The 23,124-nt window shown below is 71.5% G+C and carries 22 protein-coding genes and 1 pseudogene; 13 read left to right on the forward strand and 10 right to left on the reverse strand.

The window, feature by feature from the left end; genetic code table 11:
* Positions 1-38 precede the first annotated feature (38 nt).
* The 5 genes from ACFYQA_RS06885 to ACFYQA_RS06905 all read right to left on the reverse strand — a co-directional run bounded on the left by ACFYQA_RS06885 (position 39) and on the right by ACFYQA_RS06905 (position 5,007).
* Positions 39-1,049 (reverse strand): SCO1860 family LAETG-anchored protein, encoded by a 1,011-nt coding sequence (locus ACFYQA_RS06885; protein WP_388912579.1) that lies wholly within the window; start codon positions 1,047-1,049, stop codon positions 39-41.
* 307 nt (positions 1,050-1,356) lie between these two features.
* Positions 1,357-2,448, reverse strand: coding sequence for an amidohydrolase family protein (locus ACFYQA_RS06890; RefSeq protein WP_388912582.1), 1,092 nt, complete (start codon positions 2,446-2,448; stop codon positions 1,357-1,359).
* 21 nt (positions 2,449-2,469) lie between these two features.
* Entirely contained in the window at positions 2,470-3,309 is an 840-nt protein-coding gene (locus tag ACFYQA_RS06895; protein WP_388913008.1) for an amino acid ABC transporter ATP-binding protein, read from the reverse strand.
* Between the two features lie 5 nt (positions 3,310-3,314).
* A complete protein-coding gene (locus tag ACFYQA_RS06900) occupies positions 3,315-4,148 on the reverse strand; it encodes an amino acid ABC transporter permease (protein WP_388912585.1) in 834 nt (277 codons plus the stop codon).
* 4 nt (positions 4,149-4,152) lie between these two features.
* Positions 4,153-5,007: an ABC transporter substrate-binding protein gene (locus tag ACFYQA_RS06905; RefSeq protein ID WP_388912588.1), complete on the reverse strand. Its 855-nt coding sequence runs from the start codon at positions 5,005-5,007 to the stop codon at positions 4,153-4,155.
* A gap of 325 nt (positions 5,008-5,332) precedes the next feature.
* Here ACFYQA_RS06905 and ACFYQA_RS06910 point away from each other — a divergent pair, with 325 nt between their 5' ends.
* The 5 genes from ACFYQA_RS06910 to thpD all read left to right on the forward strand — a co-directional run bounded on the left by ACFYQA_RS06910 (position 5,333) and on the right by thpD (position 10,431).
* Positions 5,333-6,436: a pyridoxal-phosphate-dependent aminotransferase family protein gene (locus ACFYQA_RS06910; protein WP_388912591.1), complete on the forward strand. Its 1,104-nt coding sequence runs from the start codon at positions 5,333-5,335 to the stop codon at positions 6,434-6,436.
* A gap of 652 nt (positions 6,437-7,088) precedes the next feature.
* Entirely contained in the window at positions 7,089-7,595 is a 507-nt protein-coding gene (ectA, locus tag ACFYQA_RS06915) for a diaminobutyrate acetyltransferase (protein WP_388912594.1), read from the forward strand.
* A gap of 88 nt (positions 7,596-7,683) precedes the next feature.
* Positions 7,684-8,955, forward strand: coding sequence for a diaminobutyrate--2-oxoglutarate transaminase (gene ectB / locus ACFYQA_RS06920; RefSeq protein ID WP_388912597.1), 1,272 nt, complete (start codon positions 7,684-7,686; stop codon positions 8,953-8,955).
* A 156-nt stretch (positions 8,956-9,111) separates the two neighbouring features.
* Positions 9,112-9,510, forward strand: coding sequence for an ectoine synthase (locus ACFYQA_RS06925; RefSeq protein ID WP_332426500.1), 399 nt, complete (start codon positions 9,112-9,114; stop codon positions 9,508-9,510).
* 6 nt (positions 9,511-9,516) lie between these two features.
* Positions 9,517-10,431 carry an ectoine hydroxylase gene (thpD, locus tag ACFYQA_RS06930; protein ID WP_388912600.1) on the forward strand — a complete coding sequence of 305 codons (915 nt, stop codon included), beginning with the start codon at positions 9,517-9,519 and terminating at the stop codon, positions 10,429-10,431.
* Between the two features lie 134 nt (positions 10,432-10,565).
* Here the strand turns inward: thpD and ACFYQA_RS06935 are convergent, their stop codons facing one another.
* The 4 genes from ACFYQA_RS06935 to ACFYQA_RS06950 form a co-directional block, all read right to left on the reverse strand.
* Positions 10,566-11,627 carry an aminotransferase class V-fold PLP-dependent enzyme gene (locus tag ACFYQA_RS06935; RefSeq protein ID WP_388912603.1) on the reverse strand — a complete coding sequence of 354 codons (1,062 nt, stop codon included), beginning with the start codon at positions 11,625-11,627 and terminating at the stop codon, positions 10,566-10,568.
* A gap of 139 nt (positions 11,628-11,766) precedes the next feature.
* Positions 11,767-12,477: a DsbA family oxidoreductase gene (locus ACFYQA_RS06940; protein ID WP_388913011.1), complete on the reverse strand. Its 711-nt coding sequence runs from the start codon at positions 12,475-12,477 to the stop codon at positions 11,767-11,769.
* A 262-nt stretch (positions 12,478-12,739) separates the two neighbouring features.
* Positions 12,740-13,348: a DUF1349 domain-containing protein gene (locus ACFYQA_RS06945; RefSeq protein WP_386401004.1), complete on the reverse strand. Its 609-nt coding sequence runs from the start codon at positions 13,346-13,348 to the stop codon at positions 12,740-12,742.
* Between the two features lie 100 nt (positions 13,349-13,448).
* Positions 13,449-14,978: an aldehyde dehydrogenase (NADP(+)) gene (locus ACFYQA_RS06950; protein WP_388912607.1), complete on the reverse strand. Its 1,530-nt coding sequence runs from the start codon at positions 14,976-14,978 to the stop codon at positions 13,449-13,451.
* Between the two features lie 150 nt (positions 14,979-15,128).
* Between ACFYQA_RS06950 and ACFYQA_RS06955 the strand changes: the two genes are divergently transcribed.
* From ACFYQA_RS06955 to ACFYQA_RS06975, 5 genes are all read left to right on the forward strand, one after another.
* On the forward strand, positions 15,129-15,902 hold the full coding sequence (locus ACFYQA_RS06955; protein ID WP_388912609.1) for an IclR family transcriptional regulator: 774 nt from the start codon (positions 15,129-15,131) through the stop codon (positions 15,900-15,902).
* A 2-nt stretch (positions 15,903-15,904) separates the two neighbouring features.
* The gene (locus ACFYQA_RS06960) at positions 15,905-16,387 is read left to right on the forward strand and encodes a GNAT family N-acetyltransferase (protein WP_388912612.1); all 483 of its coding nucleotides are present in this window, start codon (positions 15,905-15,907) and stop codon (positions 16,385-16,387) included.
* Positions 16,388-16,470: 83 nt separating this feature from the next.
* Positions 16,471-17,499: a hypothetical protein gene (locus ACFYQA_RS06965; protein ID WP_388912615.1), complete on the forward strand. Its 1,029-nt coding sequence runs from the start codon at positions 16,471-16,473 to the stop codon at positions 17,497-17,499.
* On the forward strand, positions 17,496-18,767 hold the full coding sequence (locus tag ACFYQA_RS06970; protein ID WP_388912618.1) for a sensor histidine kinase: 1,272 nt from the start codon (positions 17,496-17,498) through the stop codon (positions 18,765-18,767). Before ACFYQA_RS06965 ends, ACFYQA_RS06970 begins: the two co-directional genes overlap by 4 nt.
* 73 nt (positions 18,768-18,840) lie before the next feature.
* A complete protein-coding gene (locus ACFYQA_RS06975; RefSeq protein ID WP_388912620.1) occupies positions 18,841-19,503 on the forward strand; it encodes a response regulator in 663 nt (220 codons plus the stop codon).
* Between the two features lie 218 nt (positions 19,504-19,721).
* Here the strand turns inward: ACFYQA_RS06975 and ACFYQA_RS06980 are convergent, their stop codons facing one another.
* A complete protein-coding gene (locus tag ACFYQA_RS06980; RefSeq protein WP_388912623.1) occupies positions 19,722-21,173 on the reverse strand; it encodes an NCS2 family permease in 1,452 nt (483 codons plus the stop codon).
* A 292-nt stretch (positions 21,174-21,465) separates the two neighbouring features.
* Here ACFYQA_RS06980 and ACFYQA_RS06985 point away from each other — a divergent pair, with 292 nt between their 5' ends.
* The 3 genes and pseudogenes from ACFYQA_RS06985 to ACFYQA_RS06995 all read left to right on the forward strand — a co-directional run.
* Positions 21,466-22,041: a SigE family RNA polymerase sigma factor gene (locus tag ACFYQA_RS06985; RefSeq protein WP_388912627.1), complete on the forward strand. Its 576-nt coding sequence runs from the start codon at positions 21,466-21,468 to the stop codon at positions 22,039-22,041.
* Positions 22,042-22,043: 2 nt separating this feature from the next.
* A complete protein-coding gene (locus ACFYQA_RS06990; protein WP_388913014.1) occupies positions 22,044-22,826 on the forward strand; it encodes a hypothetical protein in 783 nt (260 codons plus the stop codon).
* A gap of 94 nt (positions 22,827-22,920) precedes the next feature.
* Positions 22,921-23,076 (forward strand): annotated as a pseudogene (locus tag ACFYQA_RS06995) (TetR-like C-terminal domain-containing protein); the annotation flags it as partial.
* Positions 23,077-23,124: the final 48 nt, after the last annotated feature.

The raw sequence follows: 23,124 nt of genomic DNA on the forward strand, positions 1-23,124 counted from the left end.
CCGCCGGTGTCAGGTGCGGCGGCCACGACGCGCCGGTGTCAGGTGCGGCGGCCCCTTCGGGACAGCAGGACCGCCGCGCCGCCCGCCGCGAGGAGGGCGAGGGCGCCGCCCGCGACGTACGGAGTCGTCGCGTCGCCGCCCGTCTCGGCCAGGCCGGCCTGGGCCGGTGCCGCCTGCTCGGCCCGCGCGCCCTGGGGCTTGACGTCGGTGCCGGTGTCACTGTCCGCCGGGGGCACGACCGCGTCGGCCCGCTCCTCCTGCTCCGGCTCCTGTTGCCGTTCCGGCTCCTGCTGCGCCCCGGGAGCGGCGGGTGCGGGGGCCGCGTCGGCGCCCGGGGCCTCGCAGGTGGCCTCGGCGAGGGTGACGGTGCCGTTGACCTCGGCGACGTTCAGCTTCAGCGGGTTGACGGACACCTTGAGCCGCAGCGCGGTGGCGGCGGCCGTGCGGGAGGTGGTCTCCGTCTTCGACAGGTCCAGGCGGACCTCACCGACGCCCGGCACCTTGACCTCGGTGGGGCCGGAGGCGGTCAGCTCGGTGCGCTTGCCGAGCACCGTCACCGTGCTGGGCAGGGTGGCCGAGGCGAGCGGGGTGCGGCCGGTCTCGCAGACGGCCTTGGAGGTGACCGTCTCGAGCTCGACGAGCGACAGCAGGGGAAGTCCGGGCAGATGGATCCGGGCCTTGGCGAGGGTGGTGGAGGCCTCGGCCCTGTCCCCCTCGACCGTCGCCTTCGCGTCGGCCACCTCCGCGCGCAGCACGCTGAAGGGCTTGCCCTTGTCGACGCCCTCCAAGTCCGCGGTGAGAGCGGTCCTGCGCGCGCTCTGCGGCGCGTGGACCTCGTTGAGGGAGACCGTGAGCGGGACGTTCACGGTCTTGTCGAGCAGAGCGACGTCGAGCCCGGTGCGCAGGACGACCGCGCTCGCGCCGCCCTCTTCCCCGGTGGCCTGCGCCGTGCCCGCTCCGGCCAGCGCCGCGGGACCTGCGGCAAGGAAGGTGGCCGTGGCGACGACGGCCCAACGGCGTGCGGGCATCAGGAAGTTGGTGCTGTTCAAAGTGGTGGGACCCCCATGAGACGTGGGTGGGACCCGGAAAGAATGACCGCACCCGGAGGGGGCCGTCAGCAATCCGACAACACTTCACTCCTTCGTGGCGAGTCCGCCGATGCATTCGATTCCCGGGGTGTTCCAGGGGTACGGCCGTTCCCCTCCGCCGTCCGAGTGCCACCCGGTGGGCGGGTTTCGGCCATCGAACCGTGTCCTCCGAACCGTGCCGTCCGAGCCGTTTCGCCCGGGCCGTGCCCTCCGTGCCTTGGCGTCCGGGCCTTGGCGCCCGGGCCGTGCCCTCCGGGCCGTGTCGGCCTTACGCGACCACGCGCCCGTTCAGTACCACCCGGCGCGGGTCCGCCAGCACCCGTACGTCGGCGCGCGGGTCGGAGGCGTAGACGACGAGGTCGGCCGGGGCACCCTCGTCCAGGCCGGGGCGTCCGAGCCAGGTACGGGCCGCCCAGGTGCCGGCCGCGAGGGCGTCGACGGGAGGGATGCCGGCGGTGACGAGCTCGGCGACCTCGGCCGCCGCGAGGCCGTGCGGGAGGGTGCCTCCGGCGTCCGTACCGACGAAGACGGGGATGCCGGCGTCGTAGGCGGAACGCACGGTGTCGTAGCGGCGCTCGTGGAGCCGGCGCATATGGGCCGACCAGTGCGGGAACCTGGACTCGCCGCCGTCGGCGAGGTCCGGGAAGGTGGCGATGTTGACGAGGGTCGGGACGATCGCCACGCCGCGTTCGGCGAACAGCGGGATGGTGTCGTCGGTCAGGCCCGTCGCGTGCTCGACGCAGTCGATGCCGGCCTCGACCAGGTCCCGCAGGGAGTCCTCGGCGAAGCAGTGCGCGGTGACGCGGGCGCCCAGCCGGTGCGCCTCGGCGATCGCCGCCTCGACGGCGCCGCGCGGCCAGCAGGCCGACAGGTCGCCGAGGTCACGGTCGATCCAGTCGCCGACGAGCTTCACCCAGCCGTCGCCGCGCCGGGCCTCCTGGGCGACGTACGCGACGAGGTCGTCGGGTTCGACCTCCCAGGCGTAGCCGCGGATGTAACGGCGGGTGCGGGCGATGTGCCGGCCGGCCCGGACGATCTTCGGGAGGTCGTCGCGGTCGTCGGTCCAGCGGGTGTCGGACGGCGAGCCGGCGTCCCGCAGCAGCAGGGCGCCTGCGTCGCGGTCGGTGAGCGCCTGCTTCTCGGCGACGTCGTCGGGGACCGCTCCGTGCCGGTCGAGGCCCACATGGCAGTGGGCGTCGACCAGTCCGGGCAGCACCCAGCCCTCGACGGTCCTCACGTCGCGGGCGCCGGCGGGGCGGTCGTAGGAGATCCGGCCGTCGACGACCCACAGCTCGTCGCGGACCTCGTCGGGCCCCACGAGGATCCGCCCCTTCACGTGCAACACCGCGCGTTCGCTCATGCACGGCACTCTAGTGAGCCGTTACGGGGACTTGCCGGTCCGGTCGGAGGCCTCCTCCTCCACCTCCGCCATAGCGGGGTCGAGGAGCCGGGAGAGGAAGTGCCGGGTGCGTTCGTGCCGCGGGGCGCCGATGACCTGCTCGGGAGCGCCGTCCTCGACGATCACCCCGCCGTCCATGAAGACGACCCGGTCGGCGACCTCGCGGGCGAAGGTCATCTCGTGGGTGACGACCATCATCGTCATGCCCTCGTCGGCCAGCATCCGCATCACCGCCAGCACGTCGCCGACCAGTTCGGGGTCGAGTGCCGAGGTCGGCTCGTCGAACAGCATCACCTCGGGGCCCATGGCCAGTGCGCGGGCGATGGCGACGCGCTGCTGCTGGCCGCCGGAGAGGGAGGACGGGTAGGCGCCCGCCTTCTCCGCGAGGCCGACCCGCTCCAGGTTCGCGGCGGCGGTCCGGGCGGCCTCCGCCTTGCCCCGCTTCAGTACCCGGCGCTGCGGCAGGGTGAGGTTCTCCGTGACGGTGAGGTGCGGGAACAGGTTGAACTGCTGGAAGACCATGCCGATCCGGCGGCGGGCGGCGTCGATGTCGACGTCCGGGTCGGTGAGTTCCGTACCGCCGACGTACACCTGGCCCTTGGTGGGCTCCTCGAGCAGGTTCACGCACCGGAGCAGGGTCGACTTGCCCGAGCCGGACGGCCCGATCACGCAGACGACCTCGCCCCGGCGGATCTCCAGGTCGATGCCGCGCAGCACCTCGTTGCTGCCGAACGACTTGTGCAGTCCGCTGACCCGGATCTCCGGGTTCCCGGGCCGGCTCTCCGGCTGCTCGCCGGGCTGCTTGTCCGGCTGTTTGTCCAGTCGGCTCATTTGACGGCCTCCTGGGCCTTGGCCTCCATACGGCGTACGACGAAGCCGAGCGGAATGGTGATCAGCAGGTAGCACAGGCCGGCGACCAGGATCGGGGTGGAGTTGGCGGTCTGGCTGGCCAGGTCCCGGCCGTACTTGGACAGTTCGCGCTCCTGCAGGGTGACGCCGAGGAACAGCACCAGCGAGGAGTCCTTGAAGAGCAGGACGAGTTCGTTGGTGAGCGGCGGCAGGATGACCCGGAATGCCTGCGGGATGATGATCGAGACCATGGCCCGCGCGGGCGAGAAGCCCAGCGAACGGGCCGCTTCCATCTGTCCCTTGGGCACCGCCTGGATGCCCGCGCGGATCGTCTCTGCCATGTAGGCGGCGGCCACCAGGCCGAGCGCGAGGGCGACCTTGCCGTAGGTGCCGCCGATGATCTCGGTGCCGGGGAAGGCGAGCGGCACGGCCACACCGATGAAGATGAAGATCAGCAGGGCGGGCAGGCCCCGGAAGATCTCGATGTAGATGCCCGCCAGCCAGCGGTACGGGCCGACCGACGACAGCCGCATCAGCGCGAGGAGCAGTCCGAGGCCGAGCCCGACGGCGAAGCCGGTCAGCGTGTAGATCACGGTGTTCTTCAGCGCCAGCGTGATGATGTCCGGGAACATCCGCTCGGCGATGTCGAGCTGGGCGAACTGGTTCTTCAGCCTGCCCCAGTCGGCCGAGGCCGCGAAGGCGGCCACGGCGGCGACGAAGACGACGTACTGGGCGCCACGCGACAGACGGCGCTTCTGGCTCCGGGTCAGGCCCTTCTTCCTCAGCTCCGGAGGCACCTTCGTGTCGGCCATGGGATCAGGTGGCAGACGGTTCGGCGGCGGACTCGTCGTACGGGCCGATCCACTGCTCGTACAGCTTCTTGTACGTGCCGTCGGCCTTGGCGTCCGAGAGCGCCTTGTTGATGGCCTTCTGAAGCGCGGTGTTGCCCTTCTTCACGGTGAAGCCGTACTGCTCGCCGGTGTCGAGGCTGTCGACGACCTCGAACGCGTCGGCGGTGGCCTTGTCCTTGAGCCAGCCCTGGACCACCGGGAAGTCGATGACGACGGCCTTGACCTGGCCGGCGCGCAGGCCGTTGAGGACGGCGTCGGAGGACTCGAAGGAGACCGGGTCGAAGCCCTCCTTCTTGACGTAGTCCTCGCCGGTGGTCTGCGCCTGGGCGCCGAGCTTGACGTTCTTCGACTTCACGTCGGCGAGCGAGGTGACGCCGGCCTTCTTGTCGACAAGGACGGCCTGGGTGGCGTTGAAGTACGGGTCCGAGAAGTCGACGTTCTTCTTCCGCTCCTCGGTGATGGTCATACCGGCCGCGGCCAGGTCGCACTCGTCGGAGTTGAGGAAGGCACCGGTCTTGAAGTTCTCGAACGGCGTGTCGAGGATCTCCTGCTTCACGCCCAGGTCGTCGGCGACCAGGTCGATCAGGGCCACGTCGAAGCCCTGCACCTTGCCGTCGATCTCCGACTGGAAGGGCGGGTACGGGAGGTGGGTGCACGTGGTGAGCTGCCCCGCCTTGGCGAGCTTGACGCCGCCGGCCGCGGTCTTGGAGGCGCCGCCGTCCCCGTCGTCGGTGGAGGTGCAGGCGGTCAGGAGGACCAGCCCGGCCGTCGCGGTGGTGGCGGCCAGGACGCGGGTCCTGCGGCCGAGGAGCGTCTTCACTGAGGCCTCCTGGTAGGGAACGAATGAGGTTCTGATTATAAGGAGAAGTTTGGGTTCCTCAAACCAAACCGATGGCCGTGGCGCTGTCCGACCTAAGAACCGGGCGTGGGACCGGACTTCCCGGCGGCCCGACCGGGCATCCTGGGGGCCGACCGGGCATCCCGGACGCGGGGCCGGGCTCCCCCGGCCCCGGACCGGGTCCACCGGGGGCCGGGGATACGCTCGACTCCGTCGAACCCGTGCCCCGTGCCCCGTGTCCCGTGGTCCCATGCCCCGTGACCCATGCCCCGTGGCGCCGTAGAGCCGTGATCTGGAGAGCAACGTCGTGAGCACCCACCCCTTCCTCGGTCTGGCCCCGCTGAGCGCCGCACACTTCGCCTCGATCGAGGACCGCGTGGCGCGGCTGCTGCTCACCACCCAGGACGTCGTGATCATGCAGGGCGAGGCGCTGCTTCCGCTGGAAGGCGCGATCCGCGCGGCCGCCGGCCCCGGCACGACCGCGCTGAACGTCGTCACGGGCCCGTACGGGCAGACCTTCGGCGACTGGCTGCGGGACTGCGGCGCCACGGTGATCGATCTGGCGGTGCCGTTCCACACGGCGGTGACGGCCGGGCAGATCCGCGAGGCCTTCGCCGCGCACCCGGAGATCGACTTCGTCTCCCTGGTGCACGCGGAGGCGGCCACCGGCAACACCAACCCGGTCGCGGAGATCGGCGAGGCTGTGCGGGCGCACGGGGCGCTGTTCTATCTGGACGCGGTGGCGTCGATCGGGGCGGAGCCGGTACTGCCGGACGCGTGGGGCGTGGACCTGTGCGTGATCGGGGCGCAGAAGGCCATGGGCGGACCGGCCGGCGTGTCGGCGGTGTCGGTGAGCGAGCGGGCGTGGGCCCGGATGGCGGCGAACCCGCGGGCGCCGCGCCGCTCGTACCTGTCCCTGCTGGACTGGAAGCAGCGCTGGATCGACGGGGGCCGCACGGCACTGCCGCACGCTCCGGCCCAGCTGGAGATGCTGGCGCTTCAGGCGTGTGTGGAGCGCATCGAGGCAGTGGGCCTGGAGACGGTGACGGCACGGCACGCGGCGGCCGCGGCGGCGACCCGGGCGGGTGCGCTCGCGCTGGGCGGCGGCCTGGAGCCGTACGTCCACGACGCGGCTCAGGCGGCCCCGGTCGCCACGACCCTGCGGGTCCCGTCGGGCGCGGTGGCCTCCGAGCTGGTGGCCCGCGCCCTGGCCGTGGACCCGGCGCTGCCACTGGCGGCGGGGGGCGGGGCGCTGGCGAAGGAGATGATCCGCGTCAACCACTACGGCCCCGACGCGACCCGGGGCGCGGTCCGGGCGAGCCTGACGGCCCTGGGCACGGCGCTGGCGGAGCAGGGCCTGTCGGTGGACCTGCGGGGGGCCCTGCGAGCGGCCGACCACGGCTGGCGGTAGCCGCCCGTCGCCCGGCACGATCAGACGCCGGGCACGATCCGGCGCCGAGCACGATGCGGCGCCGGAAAGCCAGGAGTGAGCGGAATGTGAACCGGACGGCATCGGGGCGGACCGTGGACGGGCCGCCCCCGGACATGTGCCGGGACACGGGCCGGGGCCGGACTGCGCCGGGCACTCACCCGGCCGGGGTGTCACGTCGGCCGTAACGGTCGGTGCCGGTCCTTTTCCGGAGCGCATCCGGGACGACATCACAGCGTGACTCCGACGTAACAGAATGGAACGCGGGGGCCGAGCGCAAATTCATGGGATTATCAGAAGCAGCTCACGGGTATTCTCCCCCGCCATTCTCCCGCTTATTTCAATATTACCTTCCAAGACAGTTTCCCATCATCTTCTGCCCCCTTTCTTCGACCTTAAACGCATCGATTTTTCGCAGACCCGAACCGGCACATCCCGGACACCATCGCGGGAGTTACGGACTTGTGACCAGCTCCATAGGGCGCCTGATTCATGGCTTAAATCCCGCCCAAACAGGGGCATTCAACCGAGCTTCCGCTTGCGGCTTCACGCTCGCGCGATAACATAGACAAGCCACTCAGGTAACCCCGGCAGCCGATGCAATTTCGAATTTACCTGGGTAAGTTCAATTCACATGACTGCCGCACAAGCAGACCCGCAAATCGACCGCCCCGCCCTGGCGGACGGAGCCGCACTGTGGCGGATAGCAAGGGACTCGAAAACCCTCGACCTGAACTCGTCGTACAGCTATCTCCTGTGGTGCCGGGACTTCGCCGCCACATCCGCCGTCGCACGTGACGCCGGCGGGGAGCCGATCGGCTTCGTCACCGGCTACGTACGGCCGGACAGCCCGCAGACCCTGCTTGTCTGGCAGGTCGCGGTGGACGAGACGCACCGCGGCCGTGGCCTGGCCGCCGCTCTGCTCGACGGTCTGGTCGCACGAACCGTCGCGGAACACGGAGTGACCACCGTGGAGACCACCATCACACCGGGGAACACCGCATCCGAGCGCCTGTTCACCGCGTTCGCCGAGCGCCACGGGGCCCGGCTGGAGCGCGAGGTGCTCTTCGAGGCGGAGCAGTTCCCCGACGGACCGCACGCCCCCGAGGTGCTGTACCGCATCGGTCCCCTCTCCCACTGACCACCGGCCCCACGCACACGGACCCGTGCGTCACTTCGCCGGCCCCGAACTCCCTCTGACTTCCCACGCCACTGAGGAGCGATTCGTCGTGACCATCACCCAGCCCGATCTGAGCGTCTTCGAGACCCTTGAGTCCGAGGTGCGCAGCTACTGCCGTGGCTGGCCCACCGTGTTCGACCGCGCGCACGGCAGCCGCATGTACGACGAGGACGGCCACGAGTACCTCGACTTCTTCGCCGGAGCCGGCTCACTCAACTACGGCCACAACAACCCCGTACTGAAACGGGCACTGATCGACTACCTGGAGCGGGACGGCGTCACGCACGGGCTCGACATGTCGACGACGGCCAAGCGCGCGTTCCTGGAGTCCTTCCAGAACTGGATCCTGCGTCCGCGCGACCTGCCGTACAAGGTCATGTTCCCGGGCCCGACCGGCACCAACGCCGTGGAATCGGCACTGAAGCTGGCGCGGAAGGTGAAGGGGCGCGAGTCGATCGTGTCGTTCACCAACGCCTTCCACGGCATGTCGCTGGGCTCGCTCGCCGTGACCGGCAACGCCTTCAAACGCGCCGGGGCGGGCATCCCGCTGGTGCACGGCACGCCGATGCCGTTCGACAACTACTTCGACGGCGCGGTCGAGGACTTCCTGTGGTTCGAGCGGCTCCTGGAGGACCAGGGATCCGGCCTCAACAAGCCCGCCGCGGTGATCGTCGAGACGGTGCAGGGCGAGGGCGGCATCAACGTCGCCCGGCCCGAGTGGCTGCGCGCCCTGGCCGAGCTGTGCGAACGCCAGGACATGCTGCTCATCGTCGACGACATCCAGATGGGCTGCGGCCGTACCGGCGCCTTCTTCTCCTTCGAGGAGGCCGGCATCACGCCCGACATCGTCACCGTCTCCAAGTCGATCAGCGGCTACGGGCTGCCGATGGCGCTGACCCTGTTCAAGCCCGAGCTGGACATCTGGGAGCCGGGCGAGCACAACGGCACCTTCCGCGGCAACAACCCGGCCTTCGTCACGGCGACCGCCGCCCTGGAGGCCTACTGGGCCGACGGGTCGGCGATGGAGAAGCAGACCCGTGCGCGCGGCGAGCAGGTCGAGCAGGCGATGGCCGCCATCTCCGAGGAGAACCCCGCCGCCGTGAAGGAGTACCGCGGTCGCGGGCTCGTGTGGGGCATGGAGTTCCACAACAAGGCGCGGGCCGGACGCATCGCCGCGCGCGCCTTCGAACTCGGGCTGCTGATCGAGACGTCCGGCCCGGAGGGCGAGGTCGTCAAGCTGCTCCCGGCTCTGACCATCACCCCGGAGGAGCTGGACGAGGGGCTGACCACGCTGGCCCGCGCCGTCCGCGAGACCGCCTGACCGTCCAGACCGTCCGGACCGCCGGAATGTTCCGGCCGGTCCGGGCCACCCGAACCAGGGTGACCACCTGAATCGTCTGCTGAACCGTCCGAGGCCCGGGACCCGGACGGCCCGCAGGCAGTACCAGCACCACCACCGAGGAGGCATCGCAGCACCGTGATTGTCCGTTCCTTCAAGGAGATCGAAGGTACCGACCGGCACGTGAAGTCCGCGTCCGGTACCTGGGAGAGCAAGCGCATCGTCCTCGCCAAGGAGAACGTCGGCTTCTCCCTGCACGAGACCATCCTGTACACCGGTACGGAGACGACGATGTGGTACGCGAACCACATCGAGGCCGTCGTCTGCGTGGAAGGAGAGGCAGAACTCACCGACCACGACTCCGGGCTGACGCACACGATCACGCCCGGGACGATGTACCTCCTCGACGGGCACGAGAAGCACACGCTGCGGGTGAAGAAGGACTTCCGCTGCCTCTGCGTCTTCAACCCACCCGTGACCGGACGGGAGGACCACGACGAGAACGGCGTATACCCGCTGCTCACCGAGGAGGTGTGAGGTTCCATGACCACCACCGCTACCACCAGCACCCAGGCTCACGTCCCCGACCTCTATCCCACCCGAGGCAACACCGAGGCGCTCACCCCCCGGCAGGACCCGGTCGTCTGGGGCGCCCCCGACGCCCCCGGCCCGATCGCTCCTGCCGACCTCGGATCGTTCGAGCGTGACGGCTTCCTCGCCGTCGATCAGCTGATCACCGACGACGAGGTCGCCGTCTACCGGGACGAGCTGAACCGGCTGGTCTCCGACCCGGCGATCCGGGCCGACGACCGGTCGGTCGTCGAGCCGCAGTCCAAGGAGATCCGGTCGGTCTTCGAGGTCCACCGGGTCAGCGAGGTGTTCGCGCGGCTCGTGCGCGACGAACGCGTCGTCGGCCGGGCCCGGCAGATCCTCGGCTCCGACGTGTACGTCCACCAGTCACGGATCAACGTCAAGCCGGGCTTCGGGGCCAGTGGCTTCTACTGGCACTCGGACTTCGAGACCTGGCATGCCGAGGACGGTCTGCCGCGGATGCGGGCGGTGTCGGTGTCGATCGCTCTCACCGAGAACTTCGACACCAACGGCGGGCTCATGATCATGCCGGGGTCGCACAAGACGTTCCTCGGGTGTGCGGGGGCCACGCCGAAGGACAACTACAAGAAGTCGCTGCAGATGCAGAACGCGGGCATCCCCACCGACGAGGGGCTGACCTCGCTGGCGTCCGAGTACGGCATCAAGCTGTTCACCGGCAAGGCCGGCTCGGCGACCTGGTTCGACTGCAACTGCATGCACGGCTCCGGGGACAACATCACGCCGTTCCCGCGCAGCAACGTGTTCATCGTGTTCAACAGCGTCGACAACACGGCCGTGGAGCCGTTCGCGGCGCCGATCCGGCGGCCCGACTACATCGGGGCCCGGGACTTCACTCCGGTGAAGTGAGCACGTCGGCCTGAACGCGTCGGCGTGAACACGCCGGCGGGGCCATGACTGCGGGCCGGGCCTCCTCGTATGGGACGGGGGGCACCGGCCCGCTGCCGTGTCCGTGGAAGCGGACGCCGACGCCGGCGCCGGGCTCAGCCGGGCAGCGCCTCCAGCAACCGGTCCACGTCCGCCGGGGTGTTGTAGAGGTGGAAGGAAGCCCGCAGATGGCCGGCCCGGTCGGACAGGGCGAAGCCCGCCTTGCCCAACTCCGGCTGGAGACGGCCCAGTCCCGGCACGGACACGATGGCCGAACCGGGCGAGGGCACGGGCTCGTGGCCCCGCCCGACGAGCCCCGCGCGGAAGCGGTCGGCGAGGGAGACATCGTGGGCGTGCACGGCGTCCACCCCGATCTCCTCGACGAGTTCGAGGGAGGCCCGCAGCCCCGCGTAGGTGAAGAGGGCGGGGCTCGCGTCGAACCGGCGGGCGGAGTGGGCGAGTTCGGCGACCGGTCCGTAGCAGCTGGCCCAGGGTTCCTCCGCCGCGGCCCAGGCCGCCTGTACGGGGACCAGGTCGCCGAAGTCCTCCGGTACGGCCAGGAAGGCTCCACCGTGCGGGCCCAGCAGCCACTTGTAGACGATGGCGACGGAGTAGTCGAAGCCGTCGGCGTCGACCGGCAGCCAGCCGATCGCCTGGGAGAGGTCGACGTAGGTGCGGGCGCCGTGCTCCCGGGCCGCCTCGCGCAGCGCGGGCAGATCGGCGATCCGGCCGTCGGCGGACTGTACGGCGCTGACGGCGACGAGGGCGGTGTCCGGGCCGACGGACTCGGCGAGCCGCTCCAGCGGCACGGCCCGTACCTTGAGGTCGCCGCGGACGTGGAACGGGTTGATCACCGAGGCGAAGTCGTTCTCGACGGTGAGCACCTCGGCGCCCGGTCGCAGTGAGGCCGCGATCAGCGCGGTGTACAGGGTGACGGTGGCCCCGACCGCCACGCGCTGGACGGGGACACCGGCCAGCCGGGCGTACGCGGCCCGGCTCGCCTCGACGTCGCCGTACAGCGGATCCAGCGGACCGCCCTCCGCCCTCAGCCGCACGGCGTTCTCGAGAGCGGTCACCGTACGGGTGGGCAGGAGGGCGTTGGCGGCGGTGTTCAGGAAGGTGTTCTTCGGAATGAACTCGGCACGGACGAGATGCTCGAAGGTCTCTGAGCTCTTCATGGGACCACTCTGCGGCCCCGGCATCTCCCCGTCCATCGGCTTGTTCTGCGTGAAACCGCCAAGGAACCCTTATGGATACGCCCTGACCCGCGAAGACGTGGCACGGTGGGTTCGGCTCGGCGGTTTCGGCTCGGCCGGTTCAGGTCTGCGGCACCGCGCAGCCGTCGGGGCCGCAGGCCTCCGCTTCGCCCTCGACGATCTTCAACTGCGGACGCGCGTCCCAGGCCTGGGTCAGCGCCCGGGTGAACACCTCGGCGGGCTGGGCGCCGGAGACGCCGTACGTGCGGTCGAGGACGAAGAAGGGCACGCCCCGCGCGCCGAGTTCCGCGGCCTCCCGCTGATCCTCACGCACCTCGGCGGCGTACGCGTCCTGGTCTGCGAGGACCGCGCGGGCGGCGTCGGTGTCGAGGCCGGCAGCGGTGGCGAGCTCGAGGAGGCGTTCGTCGTCGCCGAAGACGGACCGCTCCTCGGCGAAGTTCGCTTTGTAGAGCAGGTCGAGCAGCTCCACCTGGCGGCCCTTCTCGCGGGCGAAGTGCAACAGGCGGTGCATGTCGAAGGTGCCGCCGTGGTCGCGGCCCCGGGTGCGGTACGGCAGCCCCTCGGCGGCGGCCTGGGCGCCCAGGTTGTCCTCGCCGGCCTCGGCCTGCGCCTGGCTCATGCCGTACTTCTTGGTGAGCATCGAGAGCACGGGCTGGATGTCGTCCTTGGCCCGGCCCGGGTCCAGCTCGAAGGAGCGGTGCACCACCTCGACGTCGTCCCGGTGCGGGAACTCGCCGAGCGCCTTCTCGAAGCGGGCCTTGCCCACGTAGCACCAGGGGCAGGCGATGTCCGACCAGATCTCGACACGCATCGTTGAGGCACTCTCCCAGTCGTGCGGCACGGAGACTCCCTCCGCCGACTGCGTGAACCTTCAACCGGTGCGGTTCATTCCCCGGGCACCGTGAAGCGCAGGTACAGGTGGTGGCCGTCGGGGGCGGGCAGAGGTGCCGGGCCGGGGGTCCGACCCGGCGACGTCGGCCGCGAGGGGGGTCCCGATCACCTCGGGGGCGCCCGGTCCGATGCGCTCCGATCCGTGCGGGACATTCCTGGGCGGGGCGGCGCTTCCCGGCGTGTCAGCCGCCGTCGCGCAGGTCCTGCGGCCAGTTCGGCCGGAACTCGATGTGGTCGTAGGTGACCACGCAGCCCTCGCCCATCGGGGACTGGGTCATGAAGCCGACGAGGGCGGCTCCCGTCTCCTTCTCCGCGTCGAGGGTGAAGAGGCGGACGAAGGTCCAGTGCTCACCGTCGAGGGAGGCGTGGAAGGCGAAGGCACGGCCGGTGCGGCTGACCCGCAGCCATACGGAACTGCCTTCCACGGTGAAGGAGTTGGCGTCGTCGGAGTGGCCCCGGGTGACGACCGTGCACACGGTGGGCACGTCCGGGGAGTACTCCAGGCACAGCTTGGCCCAGTTCCGTTCGCCGGTGTGGACGTAGAGCACTCCGGCGTCGAAGGCGGCGGAGAAGCCGACGGTGACCCGGGCGATCAGCTGGAAGTCGCCCTCGGGGGCGCCCAGGAGGCGGGGTGCGTCGGTGGCGGAGTCCAGGGCCTCCCCGGTGGGCGGTACGAAGCGGTCCTGGCGCGGTCCGGCCCAGCCGGTGAGGACGCCGTCCTCGTGGGACCAGTGCCCGTCGGGACCGTAGGTGCGCAGGGGAAAAGGCAGTTGGGGAAGCTCGACGTCCATGCAAGGAGTCTCGCAGGTCCCCCGCCCGTGCGGGGCCCGCCCGGCGGATCGTGCCGGACGGGCCCCTGTGCACGCGGTGATCCTGCTCCGCCGTGCGCGGTCAGCGCTCCAGGCGGCCGTTGAACCGACGGGGCAGCCCGAGCGGGTTGTCGTCCCGCAGTTCCTGCGGCAGGAGGGCCTCCGGGCTGTTCTGGTAGGCGACGGGGCGCAGCCAGCGCTCGATGGCTGTGCCGCCGACCGAGGTGGAGGTGGAGGTCGTCGCCGGATAGGGGCCGCCGTGGTGCTGAGCGGGGGCGACCGCGACACCGGTCGGCCAGGCGTTGACGAGCACCCGGCCGGCGAGCGGGGTCAGCTCGTCGAGGATCTCCGCGCCCCGGCCCTGTCCCGCGCCCTCCTCCTCGGAGAGGTGGACGGTGGCGGTGAGGTTGCCGGGGAGGCGGGAGAGGACGGAGCGGACCTCCGCGTCGTCCTCGTAGCGGACCACGACGGTGACCGGGCCGAAGCACTCCTCCAGGAGGAGGTCGTGTTCGCCTTCCGCGGCGAGTCTGCTCGCCGGGACGGTGAGGAAGCCGGCGCTGACGGTGTGCTCGCCGCCCGCGCCCGGTGTCACCGGGGACTCCACGTCGGGCAGTCGGGCCCGCTCGGCGACGCCGGCGACGAAGTTGTCGCGCATGCGGTGGTCGAGCAGGACACCGGCGTCGGTGTCGCTGACGGCATCGGTCAGGGACTTGACCAGGCGGTCGCCGGCCGCGCCCGCCGGGGCGAGGACGAGACCCGGCTTCACGCAGAACTGGCCGACGCCGAGCGTCATCGAACCGGCGAGCCCGGCGCCGATCGCCTCGGCGCGCTCGGCGGCGGCGGCCTCCGTGACGAGGACCGGGTTCAGGGAGCCCAGCTCGCCGTGGAACGGGATCGGGACCGGGCGGGCGGCCGCCGCGTCGAAGAGGGCCCGGCCGCCGCGTACCGATCCGGTGAAGCCCGCCGCCGTGACCAGCGGGTGCCGGACCAGCTCGACGCCGGCCTCGAAGCCGTGCACCAGGCCGAGCACGCCCTCGGGGATGTCGTGCCGGGCTGCCGCTCGGCGCAGCACCTTGGCGACCAGCTCGGACAGGCCGGGATGGTCGGGGTGGGCCTTGACGACCACGGGGCAGCCGGCCGCGAGGGCGCTCGCGGTGTCGCCGCCGGGGACGGAGAAGGCGAAGGGGAAGTTGGAGGCCGAGTAGACGGCGACGACACCCAGCGGGACCTTGTGGCGGCGCAGGTCCGGGACGGGCGGGGTCGCGGTGTCGTCGGGGTGGTTGATGACGACGTCGAGGAAGGCGCCCTCGTCGACGAGATCGGCGAAGGCCCGCAACTGGTAGCAGGTGCGGGCGAGTTCGCCGGTGAGACGGACCGGTCCGAGCGCGGTCTCGGCATCGGCGGCCTCGACGAGCGTGCTCTTGGCGGCCTCGAGTTCGCCGGCGGCCGAGCGCAGGAAGGCCGAGCGGACGGTGCGGTCGGCCAGTGCGCCCCGCGCCTCGTGAGCGGCCCGGACTGCGGCGTCCACCTCCTGGGCCGTGGCCTCCACCGCGACCTGTTCCCGCTGCTTCCCGGTTCGGGGGTCGACACTCCAGACTGGTGCTGCTGCCACCGCGAGTCCCTCCGCTTGACTGCCGCTTGCAATGCCGCAGTATGTACGTCATCCACCAAGAGTGTTCGATATACTGAACGTTGTCTCTGATGATGAATATGCTGTTGGAGACTATAACTTCAGCTCCTCGTCGAACGAAGGGTCAAGGGCATGTCGGCTGGCGAGACGGGCGGCGGCGCGCAGGTCAAGTCCGCGGTGCGGACCGTTGAACTGCTCGAGTACTTCGCCGGGCGCCCCGGCATGCATTCCCTGGCGGCGGTCCAGGAGGCCGTCGGCTACCCCAAGTCGAGTCTCTACATGCTGCTGCGCACCCTCGTCGACCTCGGCTGGGTGGAGACGGACGCGACGGGCACGCGGTACGGCATCGGCGTGCGGGCGCTGCTCGTGGGCACGTCGTACATCGACGGGGACGAGGTCGTGGCGGCGGCCCGGCCCACGCTGGACCGGCTGTCGGACGACACCACGGAGACGATCCACCTCGCCCGGCTCGACGGCACCAACGTGGTGTACCTGGCCACCCGGCAGTCGCAGCACTATCTGCGCCCGTTCACCCGGGTCGGCCGCCGGCTGCCCGCGCACTCGACGTCGCTCGGCAAGGCGCTGCTGAGCACGTACACGGACGAGCAGGTGCGCAAGATGCTCCCTCAGACGCTGCCCGCCCTCACCGAGCACACGATCACCGACCGGGAGAAGCTCATCGGGGAGCTGCACCAGGTGCGGGAGCAGGGCTTCGCGGTGGACCGCGAGGAGAACACGCTGGGGCTGCGCTGCTTCGGGGTGGCGATCCCGTACCGCACCCCCGCGCGGGACGCGATCAGCTGCTCGGTGCCGGTCGCCCGGCTCACCCCCGCACACGAGCAGATGGTCAAGGACGCCCTGTTCGACGCGCGCGACCGGCTGACGCTGGCCACCCGGAGGCTCTGATCGTGACCGGCCCGGAGATCGCGCTGCGCGCGGTGCACGACAGCGACCTGCCGGTCTTCTACCGCCAGTCGAACGATCCGGAGTCCCTGCGCATGGCGGCCTTCACCGCCGAGGACCCGGCCGACCGGGATGCCTTCGAGGCCCACTGGGCGCGGATCCGCACCGCGCCGGACGTCGTCGCGCGCACGGTGCTGTGCGACGGCGACGTGGTGGGCCACGCGGCGGTGTACGGGACGGTGGGCGAGCGCGAGGTGACGTACTGGGTCGACCGCGCGTACTGGGGCAGGGGCATCGCCACCGCCGCCCTGCGCGCCCTGCTGGCCGAGGTGACCGAGCGTCCGCTGCACGCGCGCGTGGCCGCGGACAACGCGGGGTCGCTGCGGGTCCTGGAGAAGTGCGGCTTCCGGGTCCTCGCGCGGGAGACGGGGTACGCGCCGGCGCGGGGCGCCGAGACCGACGAACTCGTCCTCAGGTCGGCCGGCTGATCCCCGCCCCTCCCCCGCACGGCGGAGGCGGATCGTCACCACGCGGGACGTGGCCGCGCGGGGCGCCGCGGGAGTCTGAGGACATGCCACGCACACGCACCTCCTCAGCCACCGCCGCCGCCACCGTTCCCGACGCCTTCCCGGCCGCCACCGGCCGTCCCCGCCGACTGCTGCGGGCGCTCGCGATCGTCTCCTGTGTGCCGTACATCGGGCTCAAGAGCGCCTGGATCGCGGGGAGTCGGGTCGGTATCCCGGACGGCAGCGTGTTGCTGGACGACCGGGTGCAGACGGCCGTGGTCAACGGCCTGTCTTTGCTGATGGACAGCGCGGTGATCGTGCTGGCCCTGGTCCTGACCCGGCCCTGGGGTCTGCGGACCCCGGCCTGGCTGCTGGCGTTCCCCGTGTGGGCCGCCACCGGGCTGCTCGCCCCGATCATGGCCGGGTTCCCGTTGCAACTCCTGGCCCGGCTGGCGGGTGGCGGCAGCGGCACAGGGAGGAGCGGCGAGCCTTTCCTGGACGAGTGGGTGTTCGCCGTCATCTACACCGGGTTCATCCTGCAGGGGCTCGCCCTCGGAGCCCTGTTCGTCCTCTACGCCCGTGGCCGCTGGGGACACCTGTGGCACGGCCGGGTGGGGGAACTGCCCGCCGGGAGCGTCGGAGCCGCGCAGCGGGCCCTCTCCGGGGCGGCCGCCCTGCTTGCCCTGTTCCCGCTGGCCGCCCGTCTGTCGTGGGTGGGCGGCGGCACGGCCGGGCTCAGCGAAAGCCTGACGGCGGAGCGCGGCAGCGACTTCTACGTCCTGGAGTTCCTCTACATCGGGTTCCTCGCCGCGGCCGTCGCCGGCGGTCTGCTGCTCGCCTTCCGGTGGGGCCGCGTACTGCCCGTGGCGGTGCCGCTGGGTCTGGCCTGGGTGGGCTCCGCCGCCGTGGCCTGCTGGGGCGGCTGGATGTCACTGGCCTCCATCGGGGCCGTGGACGACGTCGCCGACCAGCCGACCGCGCTGATGCATCTCACCTACTCCGGCCAGATGATCGTCGGCATCCTGGTGGCCGCCGTCGGCGCCCATCACTTCGCGGAGCGGTCGACCGGGGCGGCACGGCGGCGGGCGGCGTGAACGGCATCCTTCACCTGCTGTTCGGCCGGCGGGCGCGCCTGCGCTGGGTCCACCTGGTCCTGGGCGGCGCGCTCGCGATGCCGTACGTCCTCGTCGGCTCGGTCGTCATCAGTCCCCTGACCAGCACCACCGACGTCTTCTCGTCTCCCGCCCTCCAGCTCGCCTCGTTCGCCGTCGGCCTGCCGCTCGCCGCCGTCACCTCCCTGTTTCCGCTGACCCGGCCGCTGGAGACCGCCGCCGTGCGTTGGTTGTGCGGGGTGGACGCCGACCGGCTCGCCGACGGGCCCGCCCGCACCCGCGCCGCGAAGGGCCGTACGGCGGTCTGGTACACGGTGCATCTGGGACTGGGCGGGGTCATCGCCGGGATGTCGCTGGCAGTGCCGCCGTTCGCCGTCGCCCTGATCGTGCTGCCGCTCTTCGCGGGGCTGCGCGACTCCCCGCTCGGCCTGCCGGAAGTCCTGGACCGCACCTGGGCGTCGGCGCTCTCGCCGGTCGCCGGCGTGGCATCGCTCCTGGCGCTGGCCGGCTGCGTGGCCGGCTGCGGCGCGCTGCTGGCCCGCTGGGCGCCGACGCTGCTCGGCCCCACGCCCGAGGACCGGCTCGCCGCCGCCGAGGCACGCGCCGCCGGCCTCGCCGTCCGCAACCGGCTGGCCCGTGAGCTGCACGACTCGGTGGGACACGCACTGAGCGCGGTCACGCTCCAGGCGAGCGCGGCACGCCGGGTCCTGGACACCGACCCGGAGTTCGTCCGTGACGCCCTGGCCGCCATCGAGGACACCACGCGCCGCACGGTGGGCGAACTCGACGCCGTGCTGGGTGTGCTGCGCGACGGCGAGGCCCAGGGCACCCTGCCCGCGCCCACCCTCGCCACCGGGCTCGACGAACTGCTGCGCGGTACCCGGGCGAGCGGGCTGAAGGTGACGGCCACGATCGGGACACCGCTCCACAGGCTGCCGGTGATGGTCTCCCGGGAGGCCTACCGCATCGTGCAGGAAGGGCTGGGCAACGTCCTCAGGCACGCCGGTGAGGGGGTCGTCGTGACACTGTGCGTCGAGGTGCGCGACGACCGTCTGACGATCACCGTCGAGAACCCGCTCGACACCTCCGTGGCCGCCGTCCGCCCGGTCGCCGCCACCCGCCCCGGCGGCGGCCACGGGCTGCGCGGTATCCGGGACCGGACCCGCCTGCTGGGCGGCTCCGCCGACGCCGGCCCGGAGAACGGCACGTGGCGGCTGCATGTGGAACTCCCGCTGCGGGCGACGGCATGACCCGCGGACCGTCCCACGCGTGCCGCACCGCGCCCGGTCCTCCCGGACCCCCGACCCGGCTCAAGGACACCCCATGACCCGCCCCGCCCCGATCCGTGTCGTTCTCGCCGACGACGAGTGCATGGTGCGCACCGCCCTGCGGGCCATTCTCTCCGCCGAGCCGGATCTGGAGGTGGTGGGCGAGGCGGCCACCGGCGCGCAGGCGGTCTCGGTGGTGCGACAGCACCGGCCCGACGTCGTCCTCATGGACGTACGGATGCCGGAGATCGACGGCATCCGCGCCACCGAGCAGATCCTCGCCGGCCTCGACGACCCGCCCCGGGTGGTCGTCGTCACCACCTTCGAGAACGACTCCTACGTGTACGACGCGCTGCGCGTCGGGGCCGCCGGGTTCCTGCTCAAGCGGGCGGAGGCCGAGGCGCTGGTGGGTGCGGTCCGGCTGGTGGCGCGCAGCGACAGCCTGCTGTTCCCGGAGGCGGTGCGCGCGCTCGCCGCCGGGCACGCGCGTGCGTCCCGTACGCCGCCGCCGTGGGTGGCCAGGCTGACCGGACGGGAGCGCGAGGTGCTGCGGCACATGGCGGCCGGGCTGACCAACGCGGAGATCGCCGGGCAGTTGGAGGTCGGCCCCGCCACGGTGAAGACCCATGTGGCACAGGTCCTGGCGAAGACCGGCACCCGGGACCGCACCCAGGCCGTCATCGCGGCGTACGAGTCGGGCTTCCTGCGCGGATCCTGAATGGCCGATCCTGAACAGCTGATCCTGAACGGCGGTTGCGGAAGGCCCAGTTGCCCGGCATACGGTTTCGGGCGATCAATTCGTCAAGGCGCTGAACCTTTCCGGCCGGACAGCCGTCTGTACAGGTGACGGGCCGTCCCATCCCCCCGGGGCGGCCCGTCACCTTCCGTCGGCGCCGGGCCCGGCCGTGCTGCCGGACCGGACGCCCTGTCATCCCGCTACCCCACGCCCAGGACCTGCTCGATCGGATCGATCGCGAAGTACACCAGGAACAGCGCCGAGGTCCCCCACAGCAGCCAGTGGATCTCCTTCGCCCTGCCCAGCACCGCCTGGATCAGCACGTAGGCGACGAAGCCGGCACCGATGCCGTTGGTGATCGAGTAGGTGAACGGCATCACGGCGATGGTGAGGAAGGCCGGGACGGCGATGTCGTACCGGTCCCACGGGATGTGCCTGACCTGGGTCATCATCAGGAAGCCGACGGCGACCAGGGCGGGCGCCGCCGCCTGGAGCGGGACGATGGTCAGCACCGGGGTGAGGAACAGCGCCAGGGCGAACAGTCCGCCGGTGACCAGGTTGGCGAACCCGGTACGGGCGCCCTCGCCGACGCCGGCCGCCGACTCGACGTACGAGGTCGCCGAGGAGGAGGACGCCGCGCCGCCGGCGACGGCCGCGGCACCGTCGATGAGCAGCACCCGGCCGAGGTTCGGCACCTTGCCCTGCTCGTCCAGCAGCCCGGCCTCGGCGCTGACGCCGACGACCGTGCCCATGGTGTCGAAGAAGTCGGACAGCACCAGGGTGAACACCAGCAGGACGATGGTGATGACGCCGACCTGCCCGAAGGCGCCGAACAGGCTGAAGTCGCCGATGAGGCCGAAGTCGGGGGCGGAGACCACCGAGTCGGGCCACGCGGGCGTGGTCAGGCCCCAGGTGGGCACGTCCGCGAGGGCGTTGATGACCATGGCCACCAGGGTCATGACAATGATGCTGATGAGAATGGCGCCGCGCACCTTGCGGGCGAGCAGCGCGACGGTCAGCAGGACGCCCGCGCAGAAGACGAGCATCGGCCAGCCCGCGAGGGTGCCGGTGCCGCCCAACTGGACCGGCACGGTGGTGTTCGCGGCGTCCGGGACACGGGTGACGAACCCGGCGTCGACGAAGCCGATGAAGGCGACGAACAGGCCGATGCCGACGCCGATCGCCTGCTTCAGCGCCTGCGGAATGGCGTGCATGACGGCCTCGCGCAGGCCGGTCACCACCAGCACGCAGATGAGCAGCCCTTCCAGGACGATCAGGCCCATCGCGTCGTCCCAGCCCATCAGCGGGGCGATCTGGAAGGCGACGACGGCGTTGAGCCCGAGTCCGGCGGCGAGCGCGAGAGGAAGGTTTCCGCCGACGCCCATGATGATCGTCATGACGGCGGCCACCAGGGCGGTGGCGGTGGTGAGCTGGACGGGGTCGAGCTGTTCGCCGAACCTGTCCTTCGCGCTGCCGAGGATCAGCGGGTTGAGGACGAGGATGTAGGCCATGGTGAAGAACGTGGCGAAACCGCCGCGTATCTCCCGGCCGACGGTGGAACCGCGCGCCGATATCCTGAAGAACCGGTCGACGCTGTTCCCCGCGGGGGGCCGGGAGTCCGGCTTGTCGGCCACCTGTTGCGAGTCGGACATGGCGAACTCTCCTCAATACCCGAGTGGTTACTGGTGATCATTGGTGCTCGTCGACGCCTGAGTGATCCGTGTGCGGATGCTGGCTGGATTGTGCCCGCGCCACAACGCGTTCAGGTGTTCTCCTTGTTACGGAATCGCATGCCGACCGGTCATACGGCGTTCGATCCTCCGTACGGTCCGCGTGATCCGCACGATCCGCACGGCATCGGACAGTGAACGAAGCTTTTAAGCACCCGAGTTGACGCCCGTCGGGCGTCCGGGGATCCGCCACGGAGGGAGGAGGTGGTTGTCCGTGGGCACCGTCGTGGACGGCAGCGCCGCCGCGGAGTTCCATGCCTTCTTCGAGCGTCACTACGCCGAACTGTCGCGGCTGGCCGTCCTGCTGACGGGCGAGGCGGACACCGCCGACGACCTGGCGGCGGACGCCCTGCTGGCGCTGTGGCACCGCTGGGACCGGGTGCGCGCCGCCGACCATCCGGCGGCGTACGCGCGGGGCGTGGTCGCCAATCTGGCCCGCACCCGTATACGCAGCGCGGTGCGCGAGCGGCGCCGGATCGCCCTGTTCTGGTCGCAGCGCGAGGAGCGGGCCGAGAATCCGGACGTCGCGGGGGTGGTGGATGTGCGGGAGGCGTTGCGCCGGCTGCCGTTCCGCAAGCGGGCGTGTGTGGTGCTGCGGCACGCCTTCGACCTGTCGGAGAAGGACACCGCGCTGGCCCTGGGTGTCTCGGTGGGTACCGTGAAGAGCCAGACCTCGAAGGGGATGGCCGAACTGCAGCGGCTGCTGGGCACGTCGACGCCCGAGGTGCCGCGACGGGTGCACGCGGCGCATGCCGCACTGGGCGGGGCTGTCCTGGGAGGGGACCGGTGACGATGCGGCGGGACGATGTGCCCGAGGAGGTACGCGTCCGGCTGCGGGAGGCGGCCGGGGCGCACCGGCCCGACCGGGAGCGCATGCTGGCCCGGGTGGAACGCGGCATGGCCGGGCCGGACCGGCCGGTCCGCCGGGCGGCGCGCCCCCGGGAGCCGGGCTGGGTCCGGGTGGTGGGCTCGACGGCCGCGGTGGCCGGGGTGCTCGCGGCGGCCGGTTACACGGCGGCATCCGCGGTGAAGGATGCCCGGACTCCCCCGCAGCGCCAGGTGGCGGTCTCCCCGACGACGGTCTCCGCACTGCCCTCGACGCCGGCACCGGACGCGCCCGACGCGGTGCGGCCGCCCGTCGGCTCCGGGAACGGCCCGCTGAGGGCGGACGGCGTGGTGAACCCGCACAGCAACGAGTTCTGGGCGCAGAGCGATGTCACCCTGCGCACCGGCGAACGGCTGACCGCGCTGACCGTGCGGCTGCGCGTCGCACAGACCGGCGGGGTCTCGTCGACGGGCGCCTGGCGGTCGCTGCCCGAGGGGGATTTCGGCCTCACGGTGGGCGAGCGGGGCGGGTTTCTCGTCTACACCTGGACACTGAGGAAGGGCCGCACGGTCCCGCCGGGCGAGTGGGTGTTCGCCGGCCAGTACGACCATGCGCGCGGCGGCCGTGACGCGCGGAAGGACACCTACACGGCGACGGCGGTGGCGGGAGCCGAACAACTCTCCGTGGACGGCGGATTCACGGCCGGGGACGCCGACGACGCGGACGGCGGCGGGGGTTCGGATTCGTAACCGGAACAGGCCTGTCCGGCTGGGTGACGGCCTGCCGACCCGGCCCCCACCGGTGGGCGGCTTTTCCTGAACTCACGGCTCCCGCCGCCCGGCGGGCCCCGACGCCCGACGGGCCCGGCTCGCCGCCTGGTCACTGGCCCACGGCTTCGCCACCCTGCAGCTCGGCGGCAACCTGCCGGCACTGGACGACGACCCCGTCGACACCTTCCGCGCCTTCGTCAGCGACCACTCGGTCACGGAGGCACCGTAAGTCGGGTTCGCCGCCAGGATCGGTGCCGGCTCGTGCACCGCCCGGCCG

Origin of the sequence: Streptomyces sp. NPDC005774 (genome assembly GCF_042871645.1) — a bacterium.
Taxonomy (GTDB): Bacteria; Actinomycetota; Actinomycetes; order Streptomycetales; family Streptomycetaceae; genus Streptomyces; species Streptomyces pratens.

Bases quoted from the DNA above. Each gene is read 5' to 3' on its own strand.
- ACFYQA_RS06955 (WP_388912609.1), top strand. From the start codon at position 15,129: ATGTCGGCTGGCGAGACGGGCGGCGGCGCGCAGGTCAAGTCCGCGGTG.
- ACFYQA_RS06975 (WP_388912620.1), top strand. From the start codon at position 18,841: ATGACCCGCCCCGCCCCGATCCGTGTCGTTCTCGCCGACGACGAGTGC.
- ACFYQA_RS06935 (WP_388912603.1), bottom strand. From the start codon at position 11,627: ATGAAGAGCTCAGAGACCTTCGAGCATCTCGTCCGTGCCGAGTTCATT.
- thpD (WP_388912600.1), top strand. From the start codon at position 9,517: ATGACCACCACCGCTACCACCAGCACCCAGGCTCACGTCCCCGACCTC.
- ACFYQA_RS06900 (WP_388912585.1), bottom strand. From the start codon at position 4,148: ATGGCCGACACGAAGGTGCCTCCGGAGCTGAGGAAGAAGGGCCTGACC.
- ACFYQA_RS06980 (WP_388912623.1), bottom strand. From the start codon at position 21,173: ATGTCCGACTCGCAACAGGTGGCCGACAAGCCGGACTCCCGGCCCCCC.
- ACFYQA_RS06940 (WP_388913011.1), bottom strand. From the start codon at position 12,477: ATGCGTGTCGAGATCTGGTCGGACATCGCCTGCCCCTGGTGCTACGTG.
- ACFYQA_RS06965 (WP_388912615.1), top strand. From the start codon at position 16,471: ATGCCACGCACACGCACCTCCTCAGCCACCGCCGCCGCCACCGTTCCC.
- ACFYQA_RS06990 (WP_388913014.1), top strand. From the start codon at position 22,044: ATGCGGCGGGACGATGTGCCCGAGGAGGTACGCGTCCGGCTGCGGGAG.
- ACFYQA_RS06890 (WP_388912582.1), bottom strand. From the start codon at position 2,448: ATGAGCGAACGCGCGGTGTTGCACGTGAAGGGGCGGATCCTCGTGGGG.
- ACFYQA_RS06945 (WP_386401004.1), bottom strand. From the start codon at position 13,348: ATGGACGTCGAGCTTCCCCAACTGCCTTTTCCCCTGCGCACCTACGGT.
- ectA (WP_388912594.1), top strand. From the start codon at position 7,089: ATGACTGCCGCACAAGCAGACCCGCAAATCGACCGCCCCGCCCTGGCG.